Genomic DNA, 23,663 nt, shown 5'->3' on the forward strand with positions numbered 1-23,663 from the left:
CGGCTCTGCCCTGCCCCGCTCTCCTGGCTAGAAATCGTTGAGGTGTGACATGACAAATCGTGGTCCTGGCTCGATGAACCGTGCGTTCCGACTGGTGTGGAGCGAAGCCGCCGGCGGCTACGTGGCCGTGGCGGAGCTCGTAAGCGGCCGCGGCAAGGGCCGCTCGGGCGCGTCGAAGGCGGTGGCCAGCGTCGTGCTGGCCGGCGCGGCGCTGTCGGCCTGGGCTCAGGCCACGCCGCCGCCCGCCACGGCGCTGCCGCAGGGCGGCACCGTGACGCAGGGCCAGGCGCAATGGACGCAGAACGGCGCCCGCCTGGACGTCACCCAGGGCAGCGCCAAAGCGGCCATCAACTGGCAGAGCTTCGACATTGGCGCCCAGGCCGAGGTGCGCTTCCTGCAGCCCAATGCCAGTTCGGTCGCCTTGAACCGTGTCGTCGGCAGCAACGTGTCGCAGGTCTTCGGCAAGCTCACCGCCAACGGCCAGGTGCTGCTGGTCAACCCGAACGGCATCGTCTTCGGCCAGGGCTCGCAGGTGGATGTGGGCGGGCTGGTGGCATCGACGATGAACCTCTCGGACGAGGACTTCATGGCCGGCCGCCTGCGCTTCACGCGCGGCAGCGGCTCGGCCAGCGTCGTCAACCAGGGCACGCTGACGGCGGCCGACGGCGGCTACATCGCGCTGCTGGCGCCCGAGGTGCGCAACGAGGGCGTCGTCAGCGCCCGCCTGGGCACGGTGGCGCTGGCCGGCGGCGACGCGGTGACGCTGAACTTCGACGGTTCGCAGCTGCTGGGCATCAAGGTCGACCCGAGCACGCTCGATACGCTGATCGAGAACCGCCAGGCGCTGGTGGCCGATGGCGGCCAGGTCATCCTCGCGGCCGGCGCCGCGCGCCAACTGCTGCAGCAGGCCGTGGCCGGCGGCAGCAGCGCCAGCCAGATGCTGGAGCAGGACGGTGTGGTGCGCCTGGTCAGCAACTCGGGCAGCATCTCGGCCCAGGGCGGGCGCGTGTCGCTCAGCGGCGGCAACCTCGACGTCAGCGGCGCCATCACGGCGCGCGACGGCGGCAGCATCCAGCTGCAGGGCGACTACGTCGGCCAGTCGGCACGGCTGGACGTCTCGTCCGCCACCGGCGCGGGCGGCTCGGTGCAGTTGCAGGCCGACACGGTCATCCAGACGACCCAGGCCGCCATCGTCGCCGACGGCGCCACGGCCGGCGGCCGCATCGCCATCACCGGCAGCACCGGCGCGGACAGCAGCGCCACGATCTACAGCTCCGCCCAGCTCAGCGCGCAATCCAGCGCCGGCACCGGCGGCAGCATCGACCTCACCGCGGCCAGCGTGCAGCTGCGCGCCGCGACGCTGGATGCCAGCGGCGCACAGGGCGGGCGGCTGCGCATCGGCGGCGGCTTCCACGGCGCCGATGCCGACCTCGGCAACGCCACGACCGTGGGCATCAATGCCGCGACCACGCTGCGGGCCGATGCCAACGGCACGCAAGGCAACGGCGGGCAGGTAGTGGTCTGGTCCGACGCCAAGACGATGTTCGCCGGCAGCCTCAGCGCCCGCGGCGGCTCGCAGGGCGGCGCCGGTGGCCAGGCGGAGGTCTCGGGCAAGCAGGATCTCGTCTTCCAGGGCCTGGCCGACCTTTCCAGCCGCGACGGCCGCAACGGCCAGCTGCTGCTGGACCCGCGCAACATCCTCGTCGACAACGCCTCGGCCGCGCTCGCCACGCTGGACCTGAGCGACCCTACGCCCGGCACCACCAACGGCTTCGGCAGCACCGTGCAGGTCCTCACCAACGGCAACGTCGTCGTCACCGCGCCCAGTGCCAACACGGGCGCCACCACGCTCACTGGCGCCACCTACCTGTTCAACAGCCAGACAGGCGCGCTGCTGGCCAACCTGCGAGGCACCAGCCAAGGCGACAGGATCGGCAGCGGCGGCATCAAGGTGCTGGGCAACGGCAACTACCTGGTGCTCAGCCCCGACTACGGCACGGTGACGAGCAAGACCGTCACGTCATACGACTCGCAGGACAGCAACGGCACCGGCGCCGCGCCGGTGGCCAGCCGTGCCTACGCGCTGGTGGACAGCACAACCGCCTCGGCCGGCGCCATCACCTGGCAGAGCCTCAGCGGCAGCGGCTCATCAAGCGTCAGCAGCGGCAACAGCCTTGTGGGCAGCACCGCCAACAGCGACAGCATGACCCGCTACGGCTACAGCAGCCTGACGGTAACCAACCAGGGTTCGGTCACCGTGACGGCCAACGACCGCGTCGGCGCCGCCGACGTGCTGGATGCGGGCGGCAACTACGTCGTGCGCCCGGGCACCACCATCACCGAGCTGACTGACGGCAACCTGGTCATCGGCGTGCCCACCTGGTTCAACGGCCGCGGCGCCGTGGCATGGATGAACGCCACCAACGGCCAACTCGCCGCCGGCGCGGCCGGCGGCGTGATCTCGAGCAGCAACGCGCTCGTCGGCAGCACGCCCAACCGTACGCTGGCCCCGGTGGACACGGCCGCCAGCGACAGCAGCAAGAAGGTCTACGTGCTGGGACAGCGCACGCCCAGCAATCCGCTCTACACGCCGGTGGACCTGGACCGCTTCGGCAACGCCTCGCTGCCGCTGCAGTACAGCGACGGCGGCACGAACCGGCGTACCACGCCACCCGGCGCCGCCGGCGACCTGGTGGGCCAGGTCATCGTGCCGCTGCCCGGCGGCGGCTATGCCATCGACTCACCGCTGTGGACCAACGGCAGCGCCACCTACGCCGGTGCCGTCACCTGGGCGGGCGTGGGTGGGGCCGTCGGCACCATCGGCAGCGGCAACAGCCTCGTCGGCAGCAGTGCCTACGACTTCGTCGGCAGCGGCGGCGTCAAGACGGTCGGTGGCACGGGCCAGAACTACGTCGTCGTCAGCCCGTACTGGTCCGGCAACGGCAACACCGCGGCCGGGCGTTACCTCGAGAACAACCCCAACGGCGCAGTCACCTGGGTGGACGGCAGCAACGGCCAGCCTTTCTCGGCTGGCACCGCCGGCGCCGCGGTCAGTTCGTCCAACAGCCTGATCGGCGCCGGGGGCGACGGCGTCGGCGCCTACCTGCTGAGCGGCAGCTCGCCCTACAGCAGCTACGACTACAACACCAGCAGCAGCATCTCCACCACCACCAGCTCCACCCGCCAGATCAGCGCCCTCACCGGCGGCCTGCGCCAGTTGGCCAACGGCAACTACCTCGTCGACGCCACCAGCTGGAGCGCCAGCGCCGGCGCCGTCACGTTCGGCGCCGGCGGCACAGGCGTCGCGGGCGTGGTGTCGTCCAGCAACAGCCTGGTGGGGTCGACGGCCAGCGACCAGGTGGGCCAGTACATCGTCGAGCTGGCCAACAGCAACTACGCCGTGGTCTCGCAGCACTGGGACGACGGCGCCACCGTCGAAGCCGGCGCGGTGACCTGGGGCAGCGGCACCAGTGGCCGCACGGGCGCCGTGAGCAGCAGCAACAGCCTGGTGGGCTCGGGAGCCTACGAGAGTGTGGGCTCCGGCGGTGTGATGGCGGTAGGCGCGCTGGGCACCAACGGGCAACGCACGAACTACATCGTGCTGAGCCCGCAGTGGGGCAACCGCAGCGGCAACGCGCAGACCACCGTGGCCTACGGTGCGGTGACCTGGGTGGACGGCAGCACCGGCCAGGCGTTCGGCGCCGGCAGCACCGGCGCCACCGTGTCCTCGTCCAACAGCCTCGTGGGCAACCACGCAGGCGACTACATCGGCAGCGTGCACTACGCCGACAACCGCAGCGGCAACTACAACTCCAGCGCCAACGGCCCCTACTACACGTCCCTCGGCAACTGGGACGCGCTGCTGACCGCCTCGGTCAGCGTGCTGTCGGATGGCAACTACGTCGTGCGCAGCCCCAACTGGGACAGCGGCAAGGGCGCTGCCACGCTGGGCACCGGCGGCACCGGCCTGGCCGGCAACGTGAGCGCCAGCAACAGCCTGGTGGGCGCCACGTCCGACGTGACCAGCGTCTCCACCACCAACCAGACGCGCGGCGGCGTCAGCTGGACGGATGTCACCACTTACCTGACCACCACCGGCGACCACGTCGGCCTGCTGGGCGGCGCGCTCAACGGCGGCAGCTACCTCGTCGCGAGCCCGTTCTGGGGCTCGGGCAAGGGCGCCATCACCTGGCTGGGCAGCGGCAACACCACCGGCACGGTGAGCAGCAGCAACAGCCTGGTGGGCAGCACCGCCGACACCTTCAACAACGCCAACCACACGGCCATCACCGCCGTGGGAGACCGCCTGGGCACGCTGGCCACCACAGCCTGGGCGACGCCCACGGTCTCCTCCGGCACCGTCAGCGGCAACGCAACCAGCACCACGACGATCCGCCCTGTCGGCCCCTACGTGGGCACCGCCAGCACCGCCACCTTCGGCAGCAACTACTCGGTGCCCCAGCCGCAGCCGCTGTTGGTGCAGCCCGACGGCTACGGCGGCTTCTACAGCGGGTTCGTGCTCAACGTCACGCCGATCTACCAGCAGCTGTCCAACGGCAACGTGCTGGTAGCCAGCCCCAACTGGAACAACACCGGCGCAGCCCAGGCCGGCGCGGTGACCTGGATCAACGGCAGCAACGGCCAGCTGGCCGGCGGCGCCAGCGGCGGCGTGCTGTCGGCCAGCAACAGCCTGGTGGGCAGCCACGCGGGTGACTACATCGGCTTCCGCCTGCCCATCGATGGCGTCACCGAGCTGACCAACGGCAACTTCGTGCTGTCCAACTCGCAGTGGTGGAGCGAACGTGGCGCCGTCACCTGGGGCAGTGGCACGGCCGGCGTGACCGGCACCATCTCGGCCAGCAACAGCCTGGTCGGCACGACGCCCTCCACCAGCGTGCAGCAGCCGACGGGCAACTACAAGCTGCTCGGCATGACCGACTCGGCCGACTACATCAACCGCTACATCGAGGGCAAGGGCTTCAACTACGACTGGCCCGACCGCGTGACGACGATGGACGGCGACCGCGTCGGCTGGGGCGGCGTGAAGGCGCTGGCAGACGGCAACGCCGTCGTGGCCTCGCCGTTCTGGGGTTCCACCGCGGCCTGGGACCAGTTCAGCGCGCCCTCCTCCAAGGGCGCGGCCAGCTGGATCAACGGCAGCAACGGCCAGCTCAAGGACGGCAGCGCCGGCGGCACGGTCAGTGCGACCAACTCGCTGGTGGGCGCCGTCGCGGGCGACGCCGTCAGCTACTCCGCCTTCATCGACCCCAACTCCGCGCAGCACTTCGCCTACGGCGGCATCACGACGCTGGGCGCAGGCAATTACGCGGTGGCCAGTCCGTGGTGGTCCAACGGCTCGGCCACCGGGGCCGGCGCCGTCACGTTCGGGCCGACGGGCGGCATCGCCGGTGTCGTGTCGGCCAGCAACAGCCTGGTCGGCTCGACCAACGGCGACCACCTCGGCATGGCGACCTCGCTGTACGACAGCTACCTCGGCGTCAGCTCGGTGATCAACGGCGTCATGGCGGTCACGGCCAACGGCCAGACCAACTACGTCGTGCGCTCCAGCAACTGGACCAACACCGCCGACCGCAGCGGCGGTGGCGCCGGTGCCGGCGCCGTGACCTGGGTGGACGGCACCACGGGCCGGGCCTACGGCGAGTCCGCCACCGGCGCCACGGTCAGCGCCAGCAACAGCCTGGTGGGCAACGCGGCGGGCGACGGCGTCGGCGCCAACTTCATGACGCTGACCCACAACGGCAGCGCCACCGGCGACCTGCTGTTCCTCAGCGCGGCCGACTACTGCGGCATCGACGGCTACGGCGCCGTCACACTGCTGTCGGGCGCGCAGGGCGCAGCCGGCCAGGTTGGCTGGCGCAACAGCATCCTGGGCCTGGCGCAAAGCGGCCTGGGCCAGAACACCTCGACGGTGGGCACCGGCACGCTGACGAGCGACATCCAGGTCGCCATGCTGCCCACGGCCGTCACCAGCGCCGAGCGCGTGGCGTACCGGCCGCTGATCTGGGCAGCGCCCAACAGCACGTCGGGCAAAAACAGCAGCCACCTGTTCGCCGCCACGCTGGTGGACGAGACGGCGTCGGGCGGCAGCGTCGTCACGCCCATCCACAACGCCGGCGGCGCCAACTGGAACGGCAACCGCTTTGTGCCCGACGGCAGCGCCTACACGGCCAGCGGCGGCAGCACGTCCACCGGGCTGCTGGGTTTCTCGGCCAATGCGTCGACCGACATCGTCATCACGCCGTCTGCCATCACCGGCATGCTCGATGCCGGCACCAACGTCACGCTGCAGGCCAACAACGACATCCGTGTGGCCCGTGCCATCACCAGTTCGGCCAGCGGCGCCGGCGGCAACCTCACGCTGGAGGCCGGCCGCAGCGTCTACGTGGACGCCAACATCACCACCGACAACGGCAACTTGAGCCTCATCGCCAACCAGGGCGCGGCCCAGGGCGTGGTGGATGCGAACTGCAGCAGCTGCGTGTCCGAGATCGTCCAGCGCGCCGGCACCACGCTGGACGCCGGCACCGGCCAGCTCGCCATCACGCTGAAGAAGTCCACCGACAAGACCAGCAACGCCGCCGGCGACATCGTGCTGGACGACCTGCGCGGCGCCAGCATCACCGTGACCAACGCCGGCCTCAACGCCAGCAGCCAGGGTCGCGGCGTGCGCTTCCAGAGCGGCGCCTTCATCGGCAGCAGCGGCACGAATTCGCTGGTCTTCCAGGTCGGCGGCTACACGGCCCAGGGCGGCGGCCTGCTGCTGGCGGGCGACACCCAGCTCGTCGGCGCCAACGGCGGCACGCTGCAGGTGGCTGCGGCCGACCCGACGCTGACGGCCGCGCTGGGCGCCACCAACAACGGCTTCGGCATCCTCGCCAGCGAAATCGGTGCCGTCATCCAGCAGTCCACCGGCTTCACCGACCTGAAATTCGGCCGTGCCGACCAAAGCGGTGCCACCAGCGTCAGCACGCTGGACTTCACGCAGGCCGGCATGAAGCGCGGCGCCGCCACGCTGGACGCCGACGTCAGCCTGCTGGGCGGCTCGGGCGGCGTGACGGTGGGCAGTGCGATCTCCTCCGGCGAGGCCACCGGCCGGCGCCTGGCGCTGCAGTCCAACGGCGGCACACTGGCGCTGGGCACCAACACGCTCACGGCCAGCACCGGCGTGCTGGAGCTGGGCACCGGCACGGCCGGCACCGTCACGCAGGGCGCGTCAGGCGCCATCAGCGCCGGCCAGCTCATCCTCAGCGGCACGGGCACGGCCACGCTGACCGGCAGCGGCAACGCCGTCGGCACCGTCGCCGGACAGCTGGGCTCCGGCACGCTGAAGAACGCGGCCAGCACCCTCACGGTGGGCAGCGTGGACGGCGTCAACGGCCTGGCCTTCACGAGTGGCGGCACGCTGCAGGCCGCGGGCGCCAGCAGCGATGTAGTGCTCAACCAGGCGCTCAGCACCGGCTCGGGCGACCTCGTCGTGGCCGCCGGGCGCAACTTCGTCAACAACCTCGCCACCGACACCGGGTTGAGCGTGGGCTCGGGCCGCTACCTGGTCTATTCCAGCAGCCCCACCGGCACGACGGAGGGCATGAGCAGCTACAGCAAGCACTACAACCAGACCTACACGGCCGGCTCGACGCCGGGCTATGCCGGCAGCGGCAACTGGTTCCTCTACAGCACGGCACCGACGCTGACCGTGTCGGTCGGCGCCGGCTCGTCCATCACCTACGGCGACTCCGGCTCCGCGCCAGGCGTCAGCATCACCGGCTTCATCGACGGCGACACCCAGGGCTCGGCCACGACCGGCTCGCTCAACTTCACCAGCAGCGGCTACGTGCCGTCCAGCGCCGGCTACCAGCCGGCCGGCACCTACACCGTCAACCTGACGGGCCAGGGCACGTTCGCGTCGTCGCTGGGCTACCAGATCACCGTCAACACCGGCAGCAGCAACTTCACCATCAATCCCAAGGCCATCAACGTGGCCGGCCTGACGGCCGCCAACAAGGTCTACGACGGCACCACCACGGCCCAGGTCAGCGGCGCAGCGACCCTCAGCGGCGGCGGCGCCAACGCCAGCGATGGCAAGGCGCTGAACGGCGACGACGTGTACATCACGGGCTCGGCTTCAGGCGCGTTTGCCGACCGCAACGCCGGCACGGGCAAGTCCGTCACGCTGGGCGGCCTGACGCTCGGCGGTGGTGATGCCGGCAACTACACCATCAGCGCGGGCTCCGTGCAGGCCGACATCACACCCAAGGCGCTGACCGCCAGCGGCCTGAGCGTCGCGGCCAGCCGCGCCTACAACGGCGGCGTCGCCGCCACGTCCATCGGCACGGCGGCGCTGCTGGCGTCCGAAACGGCCGGCAGCGGCAGCACGGCCGATGGCAAGCCCTACTCGCTGGACACCGTGTCGATCAGCGGCACCGCCACCGCCACCTACAACAGCAGCCAGGTCGCGCTGGCTTCGCAGGTGCAGTTCGGCGGCCTGACGCTCAGCGGCACCAACGCCGGCAACTACACGCTGACGCTGGGCACGCAGGCCGCGACGATCACGCCCAAGGCGCTGACCGTCACCGGCACCAGCGTCGCCAACAAGGTCTACGACGGCCTGACGGCTGCCTCACTCAGCGGCGGCAGCCTCGTCGGCATCGTCGGTGCCGACACCGTCACGCTGACCCAGGCCGGCAGCTTCGCCGACAAGAACGCCGGCACCGCCAAGGCCGTCACCGCCGCCGACACGCTGGGCGGTACCGACGCCGGCAACTACAGCGTCACGCAACCCACCGGCCTCACGGCCGACATCACGCCCAAGGCGCTGACCGTCACCGGGACGACGGTGGCCAACAAGGTCTACGATGGCCTGCTGCTCGCCTCGCTGTCGGGCGGCAGCCTCGTCGGCATCGTCGGTGCCGACACCGTCACGCTGACCCAGACCGGCAGCTTTGCCGACAAGAACGTCGGCACGGCCAAGGCCGTCACCGCGACCGAAACGTTGGGTGGCGGCGACGCCGGCAACTACAGCGTCACGCAGCCCACCGGCCTCACGGCCGACATCACGCCCAAGGCGCTGACCGTCACCGGCACCAGCGTCGCCAACAAGGTCTACGACGGCCTCACGGCTGCCTCGCTCAGCGGCGGCAGCCTCGTCGGCATCGTCGGTGCCGACACCGTCACGCTGACCCAGGCCGGCAGCTTCGCCGACAAGAACGCGGGTACCGCCAAGGCCGTCACCGCGGCCGACACGCTGGGTGGCGGCGACGCCGGCAACTACAGCGTCACGCAGCCCACCGGCCTCACGGCCGACATCACGCCCAAGGCGCTGACCGTCACCGGGACGACGGTGGCCAACAAGGTCTACGACGGCCTGCTGCTCGCCTCGCTGTCGGGCGGCAGCCTCGTCGGCATCGTCGGTGCCGACACCGTCACGCTGACCCAGACCGGCAGCTTTGTCGACAAGAACGTCGGCACGGCCAAGGCCGTCACCGCGACCGACACGTTGGGTGGCGGCGACGCCGGCAACTACAGCGTCACGCAGCCCACCGGCCTCACGGCCGACATCACGCCCAAGGCGCTGACTGTCACCGGCACGACGGTGGCCAACAAGGTCTACGACGGCCTCACGGCTGCCTCACTCAGCGGCGGCAGCCTCGTCGGCATCGTCGGTGCCGACACCGTCACGCTGACCCAGGCCGGCAGCTTCGCCGACAAGAACGCGGGTACCGCCAAGGCCGTCACCGCGGCCGACACGCTGGGTGGCGGCGACGCCGGCAACTACAGCGTCACGCAGCCCACCGGCCTCACGGCCGACATCACGCCCAAGGCGCTGACCGTCACCGGGACGACGGTGGCCAACAAGGTCTACGACGGCCTGCTGCTCGCCTCGCTGTCGGGCGGCAGCCTCGTCGGCATCGTCGGTGCCGACACCGTCACGCTGACCCAGACCGGCAGCTTTGTCGACAAGAACGTCGGCACGGCCAAGGCCGTCACTGCGACCGACACGTTGGGTGGCAGCGACGCCGGCAACTACAGCGTCACGCAGCCCACCGGCCTCACGGCCGACATCACGCCCAAGGCGCTGACCGTGACCGGCACGACGGTGGCCAACAAGGTCTACGACGGCCTGCTGCTCGCCTCGCTGTCGGGTGGCAGCCTGGTCGGCATCGTCGGCGCCGACACCGTCACACTGACGCAAGCCGGCAGCTTTGCCGACAAGAACGTCGGCACGGCCAAGACCGTCACTGCGGCCGACACGCTGGGCGGCGCCGATGCCGGCAACTACAGCGTCACGCAGCCCACCGGCCTCACGGCCGACATCACGCCCAAGGCACTGTCGATGCAAGGCCTGCAGGGGCAGGACAAGGTCTACGACGGCACGCTGACTGCCACCGTCAGCCAGCAGAGCCTGCAGTGGGTGGGGCTGGTGTCCGGCGACCAGGTGCTGCTCGGCAGCGTGTCCGGCAGCTTCGTCGACAAGAACGCCGGCTCGGGCAAGACCGTCACGCTGACCACGACGCTGGGCGGCGCCGATCTGGGCAACTACACCGTCACGCCACAGGCCAGCACGACGGCCAACATCACACCACGCAGCCTGACCGTCACTGCGGACAACCAGACCAAGACCTACGGCGCCGCCGAGCCCACGCTGACCTATCAGCTGGGCGGCCAGGGCCTCGTCGCCGGCGACACCGCGGCGGGCAGCCTGGCGGGCCAGCTCGCCACCGACACCGGCGCCGCCGCCACGGCCGGCAGCCATGTCATCACACTGGGCACGCTGAGCACCAACGCCAACTACCAGATCACGCAGTTCGTGCCGGCCACGCTGGCCGTCAGCAAGGCGCCGCTGACGATCAGCCTGGATGCCCAGACCAAGGTCTACGGCGCCGCTGAACCCACGGTCACCTGGAGTGTGGATGCCACCCAGCTCAAGTACGCCGACACCGCCGGCGTCGTGCAGCTCACCAGCAGCTCGATGCCCACCGGCGCACAGGCCACGGCCGGCACCCACGTCATCACCGGCCAGGCCAGCGCCGCCAACTACGTGGTCAGCGTGAGCGACGGCGTGCTCACCGTCACGAAGGCGCCGCTCACCGTCACGGCCGACGACAAGGTCAAGACTGCCGGGGAACAGGACCCGGCGCTGACCTGGTCAGTCAACACCGGCCAGCTGCGCTACCAGGACACCGCCGCCGTCGTGCAGAACGCGACGCTGACCGCCCCCACCGGGGCCGGCGTGCCGCCGGGCAGCTACCCCATCCAGATCACCGGTGCGACCGCCCAGAACTACCAGCTCACGCTGGTGGACGGCGTGCTGACGGTCAAGCCGTCCCCGGCCGTCAAGTCCGAGAACCTGGAGAGCCAGATCGTCGACGTCCCGCGCACGACGCTGCCCTACGTGACGGTCACGCAGCCCGTCATCACCGTAGCTTCGCCCACGCTCACCGACCTGCCCATCGGCCCGCCCGGCTCGGTCACGGTGCTGGGCGTCGGCGTGGGTGGCGGGCTCGGCACCGGGGGGGCTGGTGTGCCTGCCATCGACGGGTTGACACCGCCCGCCAACCCAACGCCCCCCGTGCTGTCCGCCACCACGCCGATCGACCCGACGAACGTCCCTCTCTCATCGGCAGCGGTGCCCGCGCCAACGCTCCCAGGGACCGACTCTGCAATGGGAGCCAGCCAGGCCGCCCGGCTCGCCGTGGTGCTGCCCATGCTTCAAGTCCAGGGTAGCGAACTGAACACCGGCCTGCCGACCAGCCGACTGTTCAGCCCGCCTCCGGGCATCCAGGTGACCTACAGCGCCAAACTGGCCAACGGGCAGCCGCTGCCTGGCTGGCTGCGCTTCAACCCGGCCAACGGCCAGCTGGAAGGCACGCCACCAGCCGGTGTCGGCGATGTGGAAATCCAGATCACGGCGCGGACCAGCGACGGCCAGTCAGCGGTCGCCCGCGTGCGAGTGAACAGGCCTCGCGTCCGCCAGTGAATGCCGGCCTGCGCTGAGGACTGGGCAAGGTGTTCGCCTCAACTGCACGCGTTATAGAAGCGCCTACGGCTGACGGCGGAACGCTGATGGAACGTCAGGGCCCGGCATGGCCAGCAGCACGCAGCCGCTCGTCTTGAGATCGGCTCGCTCCATTTGGCGGCGGGCTGCGTCCTGATTGGATCATCTGTTACGAGACGAATCTCCGCGTGTCACGAAAGCGCCGTGTCCGTACGATGACGCCTGAAACGACCCGCGCCGCTAGAAGCATCGCCATCGCGCGAGCTAGTGCCGGCGTTCAACAAGGGGGATGACTGGCTCCGGAGTGCTTGTGTCGAACACGCTCACCTGAGGCCGGTCCCAAGGAATAGTTGGGCCGCGAGGCCAGGTAGAGGACCGCGAAGTTGGCGGGCGGGGATGGAGTTTTCAGAGCTGTACACCCAGGGCGTTCGCAACCTGATTCCGGTGGCACGCCGAAAGGGCTTGATCCCGTACTTTGACTGCCTGGGCACAGCCGTGGTGCTTGCCGAGCCGGACGCAGCAGTCCGCGCAGGTCTTCACCGCATCATGTTGGCCATGATCGACGTGCTCGACAGCGGGTTCATCATGTTCTGCGCCGAATCCTCGCCGCCCATCGACGGTGCCAGCCACATCACGGTTCACGCGGCGGGTTCTGGAGCTGTACGAACCACGACGCTTGATGGCGTGCTTCAGCGCCTCGGACTGCTCGCTGATCCAACCGATGTGCCCGAGCAGAATCTCCGGCCTCGTGCGCAAGGAGTATGTCCTGCAACCGGAGCACGTGTGCAGTTCGTCGATGCGGGCACCAACGGGATCGTCCTGTCTTTGGAGCTGCACATCCCAGTGTCGGAGCCGGAGCGCAGCATCGATGTCGTCCCCGACGCTAACGGTGCCATCGCCTGGCTCGTGAGCGGGGCGCAGGGTGGGCTGGATTCACTGCAACACCGGCTCCGCCGGCAAGGGTGGCAGGTGAAGACCTTCACTGATCTGGCAATGGTTTCCGCTGAGCTGCCGACGGTATCCAGGCGCGCGAGCCCCAAGCTGATCGTCGCCACCGAAGACAGCCGCGCCGATCTGGACCAGCTCGAGCAAATCGCGATGCGCATGCCGTCCGTGTGGACCGTACTGGCCGTGCTTGCCGGGTCTGCATCGATACGCTTTCGAGGCAAGACCTCCGTTGACATCCGTGTCGTGCCGATCAGCCCACTGGAACTGGACCAGTTCACATCCCACGTTGACTGGCGCACTTCGACACCGGAGAGTCGCGCCACCGTGCCGATGGCACTGTATGTACAGGACAGCCGCTGGGTGCTGGTCGTGGACGACAACCCGGTCAATCAGGTCGTGGCACGCGGCCAATTGGAGGCGCTGGGGTACGACGTCCTGGTGGCTGCAAACGGCGCGGCCGCGCTGGACATGTGCCAGGACCGCCCGCCCGACATGGTATTGATGGACGTGGACATGCCCGTGATGGATGGCCTCGAAGCCACCGGGCACATCCGGACTTTCCAAAGCATCGGCGCCCTGCCCCCGTTTCCCATCGTCGCGGCGACCAGCGGCGCAGCCCGGCGCGAGGAGTGCCTGCAAGCGGGCATGGACGGCTACCTCAAGAAGCCCATGGACCTGGAGGCCCTGGCCGATGAAATTCTTCGCCTGTTGCCAAGCCGTCCAGTGACCGGCGATGTCTGGTGAATGAATCGCTCCGGCTTCCCCAAACATCTGTGAACCTCTCGGTGACTGCTTCGCCGCGGCCTGTCAGACCAATCAAAGGGCTGCTTTTACCGAGGCCCCAGGAGCTCTTTGGAACTCCTGGGCACGAGCAGCCGACAAGAGTCGCCATCACGCGCTTCAGAGAAACAGCCCCGCGTCCGATTTCTCAGTTGAAGGCGCCCCGCTTGGCGAGCATGCCGCACGTCGGGGCCTTGTCGCGCGCCACCTCGGCCCCGGTTGCGCGCGGCCGGTCTTGGATACTTCGCGCATGCCCTCTAAGCCTGACTTGATCGACATCGGGGTGAACTTCCACGCCTCCCAACTGAAAGGCCTCGGCGCCGAGCTGCTGCAGCGAGCCTCCGCAGTTGGTGTGACAGATGTCCTGGCCACAGGAACGTCACTGGCCGCGAGCCGCCAGGAACTGGCCTTCGCGCGTGAGCAAGTAGATGGGCCCGTGCGCGTCTGGGCGACTGCAGGCGTGCATCCACACGATGCCAAGGCTTGGCCCGGGACCGAACCTTTTGAGGCGCTGTGGGCCGACCCGCTGGTTGTTGCCGTGGGCGAATGCGGTCTGGACTACAACCGCATGTTCTCTCCGGCCGCGGATCAACGCCGGGTATTCCTGACGCAGATCGCCGCAGCAATACGCTTGGACAAGCCGCTGTTCCTGCACTGCCGCGATGCGTTCGAAGACTTTCACGCGATGCTGCGGGACGCATCGCGGGCCGGCGCGCGCGGCGTTGTCCACTGCTTCACCGACGGCGCGGAGCAGGCCGAAGCCTATCTGGCGCTTGGCTTCGACATCGGCATCACCGGCTGGGTGAGCGACATTGCGCGCGGGTCCGCGCTGCGAGATGCATTGCGCGTTGTGCCACTCGATCACATGCATCTGGAAACGGACGCACCTTACCTGCGACCGAAAAATGCAGGCAAGACTCGCCCGTACAACGAGCCCGCGCTGCTCCCGTTCGTGGCGCAGGCCGTCGCTGAGCACAAGCGTGTCGACCTCAACGAAGTCGCCGCGCAGACGAGCGCAGCCAGTCGCCGCCTGTTCAGGTTGACCGCACTCCCTGTTGCGCAACCAGGCGTTCAACGGAGTTCGTAACGGCGCAACACAGGCAGGCGGCTGTCGATCTGGCATGGACACACGACGGTCGGTTGATTCAGGGTCTCATCGCAGCAATGCGCCCGTCATCCCGAACTACAGTGCAATCTCGACATGCTGCGGCACCAGCGCCTTCATCGCACCCCAAGCGACGAGGTAGGCCAGCGCGCAGACCGAGAACGTGCCGGTCCCTTGCAGATCAGCACGTGCTTGCCTGCAGGCGTCGACACCACGACCGACATGCAGCGCCGGCTGAAATCAAACGGCACTTCATCGACGTTCGCATAGCCCTGGTCGATGCCGAGCGTCTTGTGCAGCTCGACATGTTCGAGCACCGCCACGTCGAGCAGGTTCTTCAGGCGTGACTGGAAGTGGCTGTTCAGCCACGCGTACTGGAGCACACGCTCGGACTCGTTGCCGCGCAGATCCAGATGGCGCTTGAGGAAGATGCGGTCCTGCGTGAGCGTTCCGGCCTTGTCGGTGCACAGCAAATCCATCGCCATGTCTCCGGGAAGACGGTTTCCAGCGCGACTTCCCGGAATTCGCCACCCACCGGGTCCCGCCGGCGCACGCTGGCCGAGGGCTTGAGCATCGAGCGAAGCCCGGCGGCAGCCTCGTTCGAACGATGTTCCTGAACGAAACCCGTGACGATGGCGAGAGCGACCATCACGAGCACCACCACCGCCGCGCGGACATCGTCCAGCGCGGACGACACCACCGCCAGCCCCACGAGCAGGCCGTTGAGCGGGGTAGGCCCGCCCCCAGAGTTCCTTCCAGATCAACGGCCTGCGCTCGCGCCACACGACATTGAGACCATGCCTGCTCAGGCGCGCGTGGGTCTGGCGCGTGGTCTGCCCCTCGATCGACGAGCCGAGACGCTCGCAGGCGGCGGTCGGCTCGAGTCGACCGATTGCAAGCACTTGGGCGTCTCGGCGCGGTGTCGGCGTGATGGCGCGGCCCGAAATGTGGAAGTGCGAGGGCGCGCATGAGTCTGGCTTTGGCTTTGGCTGTGCGCTTGCTCGCTGGAGCGGATTGCCCTTCGATCCCGACGCTATCGGGCGGGCCTGCCTGGTGGCAACGCGCCCTCGGCTCGGGCTGACAGATAAGCGTACAGATCCTCGATGTGGGCCGTGACGGCGGGATTGCCCTGCCATGCGGGCATTGCCAATGCCACGTCCCGACCGCGCGTGATCTTGTCGGCCAAGGGGTCCTGGGCGGTCGCCTTGGGGTCGGACTCGGCCTCGGCAAGGATCCAGTCGTACCGGCGCAAGACGAGGCCGGCAAATCGGTGGGCCCCCATCTCACGGACTCGGGGAAGCAGGTCTGGCCCCGCCGCAGTACCCGTCGCATCGGCCCCGTGGCAGCCGGCGCATTTCTGCTGAAACACCCGCCAGCCCAGCCGGACGTCGCCCGCCGGCAATGCCTCCCGCGCGAGCTGCTGTGAAGGCTTGGGATTCGACAACTCGACGGCACAGCCGCCCACAAGCGCCGCAGCCAGCGCACCGGGCAAAAGGAGATACCTCGGCCTGCGGAAGGCGGCGTTCGACGATGTGTTCATGCAAGGCTTCCTCTCGCGGCGTCACTCGGCGCTGCAACGGCAGCCAGCCGTGCAATGAGCTTGCCAGACGGACTTGGCGCGGGGTTGATCCAGCGCAAGCGAGGCTTGCATCCGCCGCTTCCCTCGCGCATCTTGAATCGCCCCGGTTTTCCTAGACACCCGTGAGCCGTTGGGAATGGCGTCGTTCGAACTCGACCGGCGAAGTGTCGCCGGCAGTGCCGTGACGCCGCTTGGGGTTGTAGAACATCTCGATGTAGTTGAAGACGTCGGCACGAGCGTCATTGCGCGTGGCGTAGACCTGCCGACGGATGCGCTCGCGCTTGAGCAGTTGGAAGAAGCTCTCGGCCACGGCGTTGTCGTGGCAGTTGCCGCGCCGGCTCATGCTGCTGACCAGGTTGTGGTCGCGCAGGAAGGCCTGCCACTCGTGCCCCGTGAACTGGCAGCCCTGGTCGGAGTGCACCGTGACGGCCTGCTTGGGCTGGCGGCGCCATAACGCCATCAGCAACGCATCCAACACCAGGCTGGTGTCGATGCGACTGCCCATCGACCAGCCCACCACCTGTCGCGAGAACAGGTCGACCACGACCGCCAGATACAGCCAGCCCTCGTGCGTGCGGATGTAGGTGATGTCGCTCACCCAGGACTGGTTGGGTTGGGCCGCCGTGAACTGGCGCTGCAGATGGTTCGGCGCGACCACGGCAGGCTTGCCGCCGCGCACCCCAGGGCGGCGCCTGTAGCCTGTCTGCGAGCGCAGCCCTTCAAGCCTGAGCAGCCGCGCAACGCGGTGCTTGCCGCAGTGCTCACCGAGGTCGCGCATGTCCAGCGTCAGTTTGCGATAGCCGTACACGCCGCCGCTCTCCAGCCACGCCTGCTTGAGCAAGCCGGTCAAGCGCTGGTCGTCCTGGGCCCGCGAGCTCTGCGGCTCGGCCTTCCACGCGTAGTAGCCGCTGGGGTGCACCTGCATCACCTTGCACATGCGGCGCACGCTGTAGTGGGACTCGTGCGCCTTGATGAACGCGTACCTCACCCGGACTGCTTGGCAAAGTACGCGGCGGCCTTTTTTAGGATGTCGCGCTCCTCGGTCACGCGCCGCAGTTCGGCCTTCAGTCGCCGCAGCTCCTCGGTCTGCGAGGCCTGCGCCTGTCGCTCAGCGGCCGGCGCCGAATACGCCTTGATCCACTTGTACAGGCTGTGCTGGCTCACGCCGATCCGGGCGCAGACGTCGGCCACCCGATGACCTCGCTCCGTGATCTGCTTGACCGCCTCGATCTTGAATTCTTCCGGGTAGGGTTGCTTCGCTGTCATGGCACCTCCTCAGGGCCTCAGTTTGAGGCTCGAAGGTGTCTACTGAACCCGGGGCGATTCAGTCAAACGTGTTCCACCACATCGAGAGGTTCTACAGCCCGAACCTCCGGCATCCCGCCCTCGGCTACGTCATTTCGATCGAGTTCGAGCGGGCTCGACGAGCTTAGGTTGGTATCCATCGGATCGGCAGGGGCCCAGGTGTAGCGCGCAAAGTTGGACCTGAGAGAGAACTGCCGCTGTACCGCTCCATGGAGTTCTATGAGGGCTTCATCCACCGCTTGTGGCGCTGTAGCGACAATACCACGAACGATATCGCTTAGCGATGTGCTTGAGTGAGTCATGGCAGGTCCTTGTTGTTAGTCCGCGCCGTCTGGGCACGAGCAGTAGGAAGCGTCTAAGCCGCCGGCCGCCCACCACCCGCTGCGGACGCTGCGCGTCCGGCGGGGTGCTGCCAAGTCACGACGGCCTGCAGAAGTCACCTCCAAGGTCGGTCGTAGGGTTGTCAGGCCGAAGTTGAATTAACGCTAATTCATCTGCGCGCAATGTAGTCCGGGTGCCAAAGCAATTGACTTCGGGAAAATCCTAGTCGCTGAAGATGGGCGTCAGCGGGGCGGCTTCAGCGTTCCACGATGAACGAACTCAGTGGGCAAGACGATGTTGCCCGGGCCCCGCCACTGCGCCCCCTCGCGCATGGCCTCTATCTGTTCCATTAGCACTTCCATCGCCCGCTTGCCCATCGCGTGCAGAGGCTGTCGAACGGTAGCCAAAGACGATGCGCGCGCGAACCAGATGTCATCGAAGCCTACGACGGAGACCTCTTCGGGCACGCGCACTCCCTGCGTCGAGAGGGCCTGAATGCAACCAAGCGCGATAGCGTCGTTCGCGCAAAACACCGCCTCTGGAATCGGCTCCGTGCGATGCCCTCGCAGCCAATCGAGCATCGCCTGGCGGCCGCCATCGGCGTTGAGGGCCGAACGCACGACATGATCGTCAGGAGGCTGCAATCGCGCCGCTGCGTAGGCACGAAGGTAACCCGCCAGCCGCCGTTCGGCACCGAGCAATCCCGCCGGGCCAGCGATGTGCAGAATTCTGCGATGGCCGATCACCAACATCTGGCTTACAGCTTCGAAAGAGCCAACTTCCTCGTCAGGCTCCAGATTCACGACGCCGGCGATGGCGTTTTCAGAATGCAAGGTCACAACCGGGACATGCCGGGGCATCCAGGCAGAGGCGTCCATGCCAAGTCGCGGCGCAACGAGGACGAGACCGTCGATACGGCCATCGCATATCTCGGGAAGGCGCCGCTGCGCCTCCTCCCAGCCCTGCAACATGAACACAGCCACCGTCTGCCGGCTGGGCGTCGCCATCTCGATGACGCCACCCAGGATTTCCATGAAGTAGAGGTTGGCGTCCTCCTTCCAGTGGCTGGCGACGACGCCGATGGCATTCGCCCGGCCGTTCGCGAGAGCACGGGCTGTCGCGTTCGCCCGGTAGTGCAGCCGTTCGGCCGCAGCGATGACGCGTGCACGGGTCTCTGCCGATGTCCGCGTGGCCGACTTCGCCCCGTTCAGCACCACGGAGGCGGCCATCACGGACACGCCCGCCTCGCGGGCGACATCAGCAAGCGTGGCCGCACCACCGCGGCGACGAGACTTCGAGGGAAGCGGCAGCGAAGTCTTGGGATCTGGGGCAGACACGGAAGTGGCAGGAAGGTCCGTCTCTTCACCGCGAATCTGCGTCAGACGCCCTAGCGTTTGACTGTAGCAGCGAGGTCATGCCCCGCTGGCCTCGCTTGAGCCGTAGCAGCCCTCGTGAGGACTCATCAAAGCTTCGCCCCCACCCAAGGTGCAGACGTTGCCAACCGCCATGTCGACGCCCGATCAAGAGCGCGACGGGCGGCCGCCGACACCTGCTCCTACGCTGCGCAGGCGTCCGAATTGGACTTACCGAAATTACGTTCCATTTCATTGAATGGATGATTTTTCATATTTTAGCTACACTGGTCAGGCCAATTTAAGGAATATTTCTTGACCAACACACTCCCGAGCATCCTGGGTGGCAAGACCGTCCTCATCACCGCCGCCGCCCAGGGCATAGGACGGGCCAGCGCGCTGGCCTGCCTTGCCGCGGGGGGCGATGTCATCGCCACCGACATCCAGAGCGAGGGGCTGGCCACGCTGGCTGCTGAGGCCGGCCCCGGTGCCCGGCTGCGCACCGCGCGGCTGGACGTGCGCGACACGGCCGCAATCAACGCACTGGCCGCCGAGTTGCCACCGCTGCACGGCCTGTTCAACTGCGCCGGCTTCGTGCACCACGGCTCGGTGCTGGACTGCGATGAAGCCGCGTGGGACTTCAGCATGGACCTCAACGTGAAAAGCATGCTGCGGATGCTGCGCGCCTTCCTGCCCGGCATGCTTGCCGAGGCCGCTCGCACGGGCGCGGGCGCCTCGGTGCTGAACATGGCCTCGATGGCATCGTCGATCAAGGGCTTCCCCAACCGCTTCGCCTACGGCACGACCAAGGCCGCCGTCATCGGCCTGAGCAAGTCGGTCGCGGCGGACTACGTCAAACAAGGCCTGCGCTGCAATGCGCTGTGCCCTGGCACCGTGGACACGCCGTCGCTGCGCGGCCGCATCGCCGCCGCAGCGGACCCGGTGCAGGCAGAGAAGGACTTCATCGCGCGCCAGCCGATGGGGCGCCTGGCGACGGTGGATGACATCGCGCCGCTGGTGGTGTTCCTGCTCAGCGATGCGTCGCGCTTCATCACAGGCCAGGCCGTTTCCGTGGATGGCGGCGTGACCATCTGAGCCGGCCCTTCCATTCCCCCTCCCCCGATTCCTGAACAATCGTCATGAAACTTCTCCGCTATGGCCTCCCCGGCCAGGAACGCCCCGGCCTGCTCGACGACCAGGGCCGCGTGCGCGACCTTTCCGCGCTGGTCGACGACATCGCCGGTGACGCGATCACGCCCGACGGCCTGGCCAAGCTGCGCGGCGTCGACGTCAACTCGCTGCCGCTGGTGGCCGGCACCCCGCAACAGGACCTGCGCCTGGGCCCCTGCGTCGGCCGCGTCGGCAAGTTCATCTGCATCGGCCTGAACTATGCGGACCATGCCGCCGAATCCGGTCTGCCCGTGCCCACCGAGCCGGTCGTCTTCGCCAAGTGGACCAGTGCCATCTGCGGCCCCGACGACGACGTGAAGATTCCGCGCAGCTCGGTCAAGACCGACTGGGAAGTGGAGCTGGGCGTCGTCATCGGCCAGGGCGGCAGTTACATCGCCGAGGCCGATGCGATGAAGCATGTGGCCGGCTACTGCGTCGTCAACGACGTGTCCGAGCGCGAATGGCAGCTGGAGCGCGGCACGCAGTGGGACAAGGGCAAGGGTTGCGACACCTTCGGCCCCATCGGCCCGTGGCTGGTCACGGCCGACGAGGTGGCGGACCCGCAGCAACTTGACCTGTGGCTGGAGATCGACGGCCACCACTACCAGAACGGCAACACGCGCACGATGGTGTTCAACGTCGCGCAGATCGTCAGCTACCTGAGCCGCTTCATGAGCCTGCAGCCCGGCGACGTCATCTCCACCGGCACACCGCCCGGCGTCGGCCTGGGCCAGAAGCCGCCGGTCTACCTGAAGGCGGGCCAGACGATGCGCCTGGGCATCCAGGGCCTGGGCGTGCAGACGCAGAAGACCGTGAACGCATGACCACCATCACCGGCCTGCGCACGCTGGACGTGCGCTTCCCGACCTCCCAGCACCTGGACGGGTCGGATGCAATGAACCCCGACCCGGACTACTCCGCCGCCTACGTCATCCTGGAGACCGACCAATCCGGGCTGGAAGGTCACGGCCTGACGTTCACGATCGGCCGCGGCAACGACATCTGCTGCGCCGCCATAGAGGCGATGCGCCACCTGGTCGTCGGACTGGAACTGAGCTGGATCGCCGAAGACATGGGTCGCTTCTGGCGCCACGTCACGTCAGACAGCCAGCTGCGCTGGATCGGCCCGGACAAGGGCGCCATCCACCTGGCGACCGGAGCCGTCGTCAACGCGGTGTGGGACCTGTGGGCCAAGGCCGAGGGCAAGCCGGTCTGGCAGCTCGTCGCCGACATGAGCCCGGCGGAGCTGGTGCGTTGCATCGACTTCCGCTACATCACCGACTGCATCACACCCGACGAGGCGCTGGCGCTGCTGACGCACGCCGCCGAGGGCAAGGCCGAGCGGCTGGCCACGTTGCAACGCGAAGGCTATCCCTGCTACACGACGTCCGCCGGCTGGCTGGGCTACCCCGACGACAAGCTGCGCCGGCTGTGCCAGGAGGCAGTGGACGCCGGCTTCAACCACATCAAGCTCAAGGTCGGCCGTGACCGCGAGGACGACATCCGCCGGCTGCGCATCGCCCGCGAGGTGCTCGGGCCCGACCGCAAGCTGATGATCGACGCCAACCAGGTCTGGGACGTGCCCGTGGCCATCGACTGGCTGAAGGACCTGGCCTTCGCCAAGCCCTGGTTCATCGAGGAGCCCACCAGCCCCGACGACGTTGAAGGCCACCGTGCCATCCGCGAGGCCATCGCGCCGATGCAGGTCGCCACCGGCGAGATGTGCCAGAACCGCATCCTGTTCAAGCAGTTCATGATGCGCGGCGCCATCGACGTGGTGCAGATCGACAGCTGCCGGCTGGGCGGCGTCAACGAGATCCTGGCCGTCATGCTGATGGCCGCCAAGCTGGGCCTGCCTGTCTGCCCGCACGCCGGTGGCGTGGGGCTGTGCGAGTACGTGCAGCACCTGTCGATGATCGACTACCTCTGCATCGCCGGCACGCGCGAAGGCCGCGTCATCGAGTACGTGGACCATCTGCACGAGCACTTCGTCGACCCCTGCGTCGTGCGCGGCGCGGCTTACCTGCCGCCAACGGCGCCGGGCTTCTCAATCACGATGAAGCCGACGTCCCTGGCGACGTACCGGTTCGAGGCGTGAGCGCCAGGGTGGTGGTTGCCGGCATCGGCATCGGCATCAACAGCGGCTGCAGGACACCCCTTATTTGATGGATCTAGGTATTCCCCCGGTAAGACCACGATTGGATACTTGCGATACTGGTATGACCAATAAACGATGACGTGCTCCTCCCGCAGCACGCCACAGATCGGAGACAACGTGATCAAGAACATCAAATTTGCCGCGGGCATGGCGCTGGTCGCCGCATCGCAACTGGCCCTTGCCGACGTGGCAGAAGTCCAGGTGTCGGACGTCAACCTGTCCGTGTCCGGCGGCGGTTGGTGGTACTACCTGCCCGTCGATGTGGACTGGCGGGACAAGTCGGCAGGCACCAGCGTCGGCCTGAACAACCCCAGCTTCCTCGACAGCGCGGTGTTCTGGCACGGCAATGCCGGCTCGTCCTCGGTGGTCGATGGCGCATCGACGGCGATGGCGTCGATGACGACCCAAAACCCCAGTGATCTCAATGGCATGGCTGCCCAGGCCAGGGTCGACGTGAGCGGCGGCCAGAGCGGTTGGTCGTTCGCCAAGGTCATCGACAACCAGATCCTGGTGGCCGCCGGCTCGACCATCACCGTCAGCCTGAAGCTGGACAGCGTTCTGGCCCAGGGCGCCATGTCGCAGGGCAACGCCTACATCGAGCTGTGCAGCACCGACTTCACGACGGACACCTGCCTGCCGGCCAATTACGCCGAAGCGGTCGTCTTCGGCAACGCGGCCTACAGCGGCCCCACCACCCTCACCGCCAGCTGGACCAGCCCGTCCACCGACAACACCTGGGCCAAGATCCACATTGGCCTGACCGCCTCCGCGGAATCGGTCGCAGCTCCCGTTCCCGAGCCGACCAGCCTTGCCCTGTGGATGGCCGGCTTGGTCAGCATCGCGCTGTTCCGCCGCCGTCGGGCCTGAGAGGTCATCTTTTTCCGGGCTGGCCAGGTTTGTACTGGCCGGTTTTGGTCGCGCGGTTTCCAACA

At 68.0% G+C, this 23,663-nt stretch carries 10 protein-coding genes and 1 pseudogene; 7 read left to right on the forward strand and 4 right to left on the reverse strand.

The window, feature by feature from the left end:
• The first annotated feature begins 73 nt into the window (after window positions 1-73).
• From ACG04R_RS06040 to ACG04R_RS06050, 3 genes are all read left to right on the forward strand, one after another.
• A complete protein-coding gene (locus ACG04R_RS06040) occupies window positions 74-11,995 on the forward strand; it encodes a YDG domain-containing protein (protein ID WP_394407222.1) in 11,922 nt (3,973 codons plus the stop codon).
• 414 nt (window positions 11,996-12,409) lie between these two features.
• Window positions 12,410-13,705, forward strand: coding sequence for a response regulator (locus ACG04R_RS06045; protein ID WP_394407224.1), 1,296 nt, complete (start codon window positions 12,410-12,412; stop codon window positions 13,703-13,705).
• A 304-nt stretch (window positions 13,706-14,009) separates the two neighbouring features.
• Window positions 14,010-14,828: a TatD family hydrolase gene (locus ACG04R_RS06050; RefSeq protein ID WP_394407226.1), complete on the forward strand. Its 819-nt coding sequence runs from the start codon at window positions 14,010-14,012 to the stop codon at window positions 14,826-14,828.
• Window positions 14,829-15,016: 188 nt separating this feature from the next.
• Here the strand turns inward: ACG04R_RS06050 and ACG04R_RS06055 are convergent.
• The 4 genes and pseudogenes from ACG04R_RS06055 to ACG04R_RS06070 form a co-directional block, all read right to left on the reverse strand.
• Window positions 15,017-15,328: pseudogene (locus ACG04R_RS06055) on the reverse strand (magnesium-translocating P-type ATPase); the annotation flags it as partial.
• A gap of 551 nt (window positions 15,329-15,879) precedes the next feature.
• Window positions 15,880-16,386 (reverse strand): c-type cytochrome, encoded by a 507-nt coding sequence (locus tag ACG04R_RS06060; RefSeq protein WP_394407230.1) that lies wholly within the window; start codon window positions 16,384-16,386, stop codon window positions 15,880-15,882.
• Window positions 16,387-16,537: 151 nt separating this feature from the next.
• Window positions 16,538-17,691 (reverse strand): IS3 family transposase gene (locus ACG04R_RS06065; RefSeq protein ID WP_394407232.1). Its coding sequence is split into 2 segments (ribosomal slippage): window positions 16,538-17,451 and window positions 17,451-17,691, totalling 1,155 coding nucleotides; the frame shifts between segments, so codons are not numbered across the junction.
• 602 nt (window positions 17,692-18,293) lie between these two features.
• Window positions 18,294-19,388, reverse strand: a complete 1,095-nt coding sequence (locus ACG04R_RS06070) for a LacI family DNA-binding transcriptional regulator (protein ID WP_394407234.1) — start codon at window positions 19,386-19,388, stop codon at window positions 18,294-18,296.
• Window positions 19,389-19,718: 330 nt separating this feature from the next.
• On the opposite strand from ACG04R_RS06070, the gene ACG04R_RS06075 reads away from it, so the two are divergent.
• The 4 genes from ACG04R_RS06075 to ACG04R_RS06090 all read left to right on the forward strand — a co-directional run bounded on the left by ACG04R_RS06075 (window position 19,719) and on the right by ACG04R_RS06090 (window position 23,598).
• A complete protein-coding gene (locus ACG04R_RS06075) occupies window positions 19,719-20,498 on the forward strand; it encodes an SDR family oxidoreductase (RefSeq protein WP_394407236.1) in 780 nt (259 codons plus the stop codon).
• A gap of 44 nt (window positions 20,499-20,542) precedes the next feature.
• Window positions 20,543-21,397 carry an ureidoglycolate lyase gene (locus tag ACG04R_RS06080; protein WP_394407238.1) on the forward strand — a complete coding sequence of 285 codons (855 nt, stop codon included), beginning with the start codon at window positions 20,543-20,545 and terminating at the stop codon, window positions 21,395-21,397.
• Entirely contained in the window at window positions 21,394-22,671 is a 1,278-nt protein-coding gene (locus ACG04R_RS06085; RefSeq protein ID WP_394407240.1) for an L-fuconate dehydratase, read from the forward strand. Before ACG04R_RS06080 ends, ACG04R_RS06085 begins: the two co-directional genes overlap by 4 nt.
• Before the next feature lie 177 nt (window positions 22,672-22,848).
• Window positions 22,849-23,598 carry a PEP-CTERM sorting domain-containing protein gene (locus tag ACG04R_RS06090; protein ID WP_394407242.1) on the forward strand — a complete coding sequence of 250 codons (750 nt, stop codon included), beginning with the start codon at window positions 22,849-22,851 and terminating at the stop codon, window positions 23,596-23,598.
• Window positions 23,599-23,663: the final 65 nt, after the last annotated feature.

Origin of the sequence: Pelomonas candidula (assembly GCF_043555985.1) — a bacterium.
Lineage (GTDB): Bacteria > Pseudomonadota > Gammaproteobacteria > Burkholderiales > Burkholderiaceae_C > Pelomonas > Pelomonas candidula.

What these genes read in the sequence shown, in the direction of transcription:
- ACG04R_RS06040 (WP_394407222.1), top strand. Translation starts at nt 74, where the DNA reads ATGAACCGTGCGTTCCGACTGGTGTGGAGCGAAGCCGCCGGCGGCTAC.
- ACG04R_RS06045 (WP_394407224.1), top strand. Translation starts at nt 12,410, where the DNA reads ATGGAGTTTTCAGAGCTGTACACCCAGGGCGTTCGCAACCTGATTCCG.
- ACG04R_RS06060 (WP_394407230.1), bottom strand. Translation starts at nt 16,386, where the DNA reads ATGAACACATCGTCGAACGCCGCCTTCCGCAGGCCGAGGTATCTCCTT.
- ACG04R_RS06080 (WP_394407238.1), top strand. Translation starts at nt 20,543, where the DNA reads ATGAAACTTCTCCGCTATGGCCTCCCCGGCCAGGAACGCCCCGGCCTG.
- ACG04R_RS06085 (WP_394407240.1), top strand. Translation starts at nt 21,394, where the DNA reads ATGACCACCATCACCGGCCTGCGCACGCTGGACGTGCGCTTCCCGACC.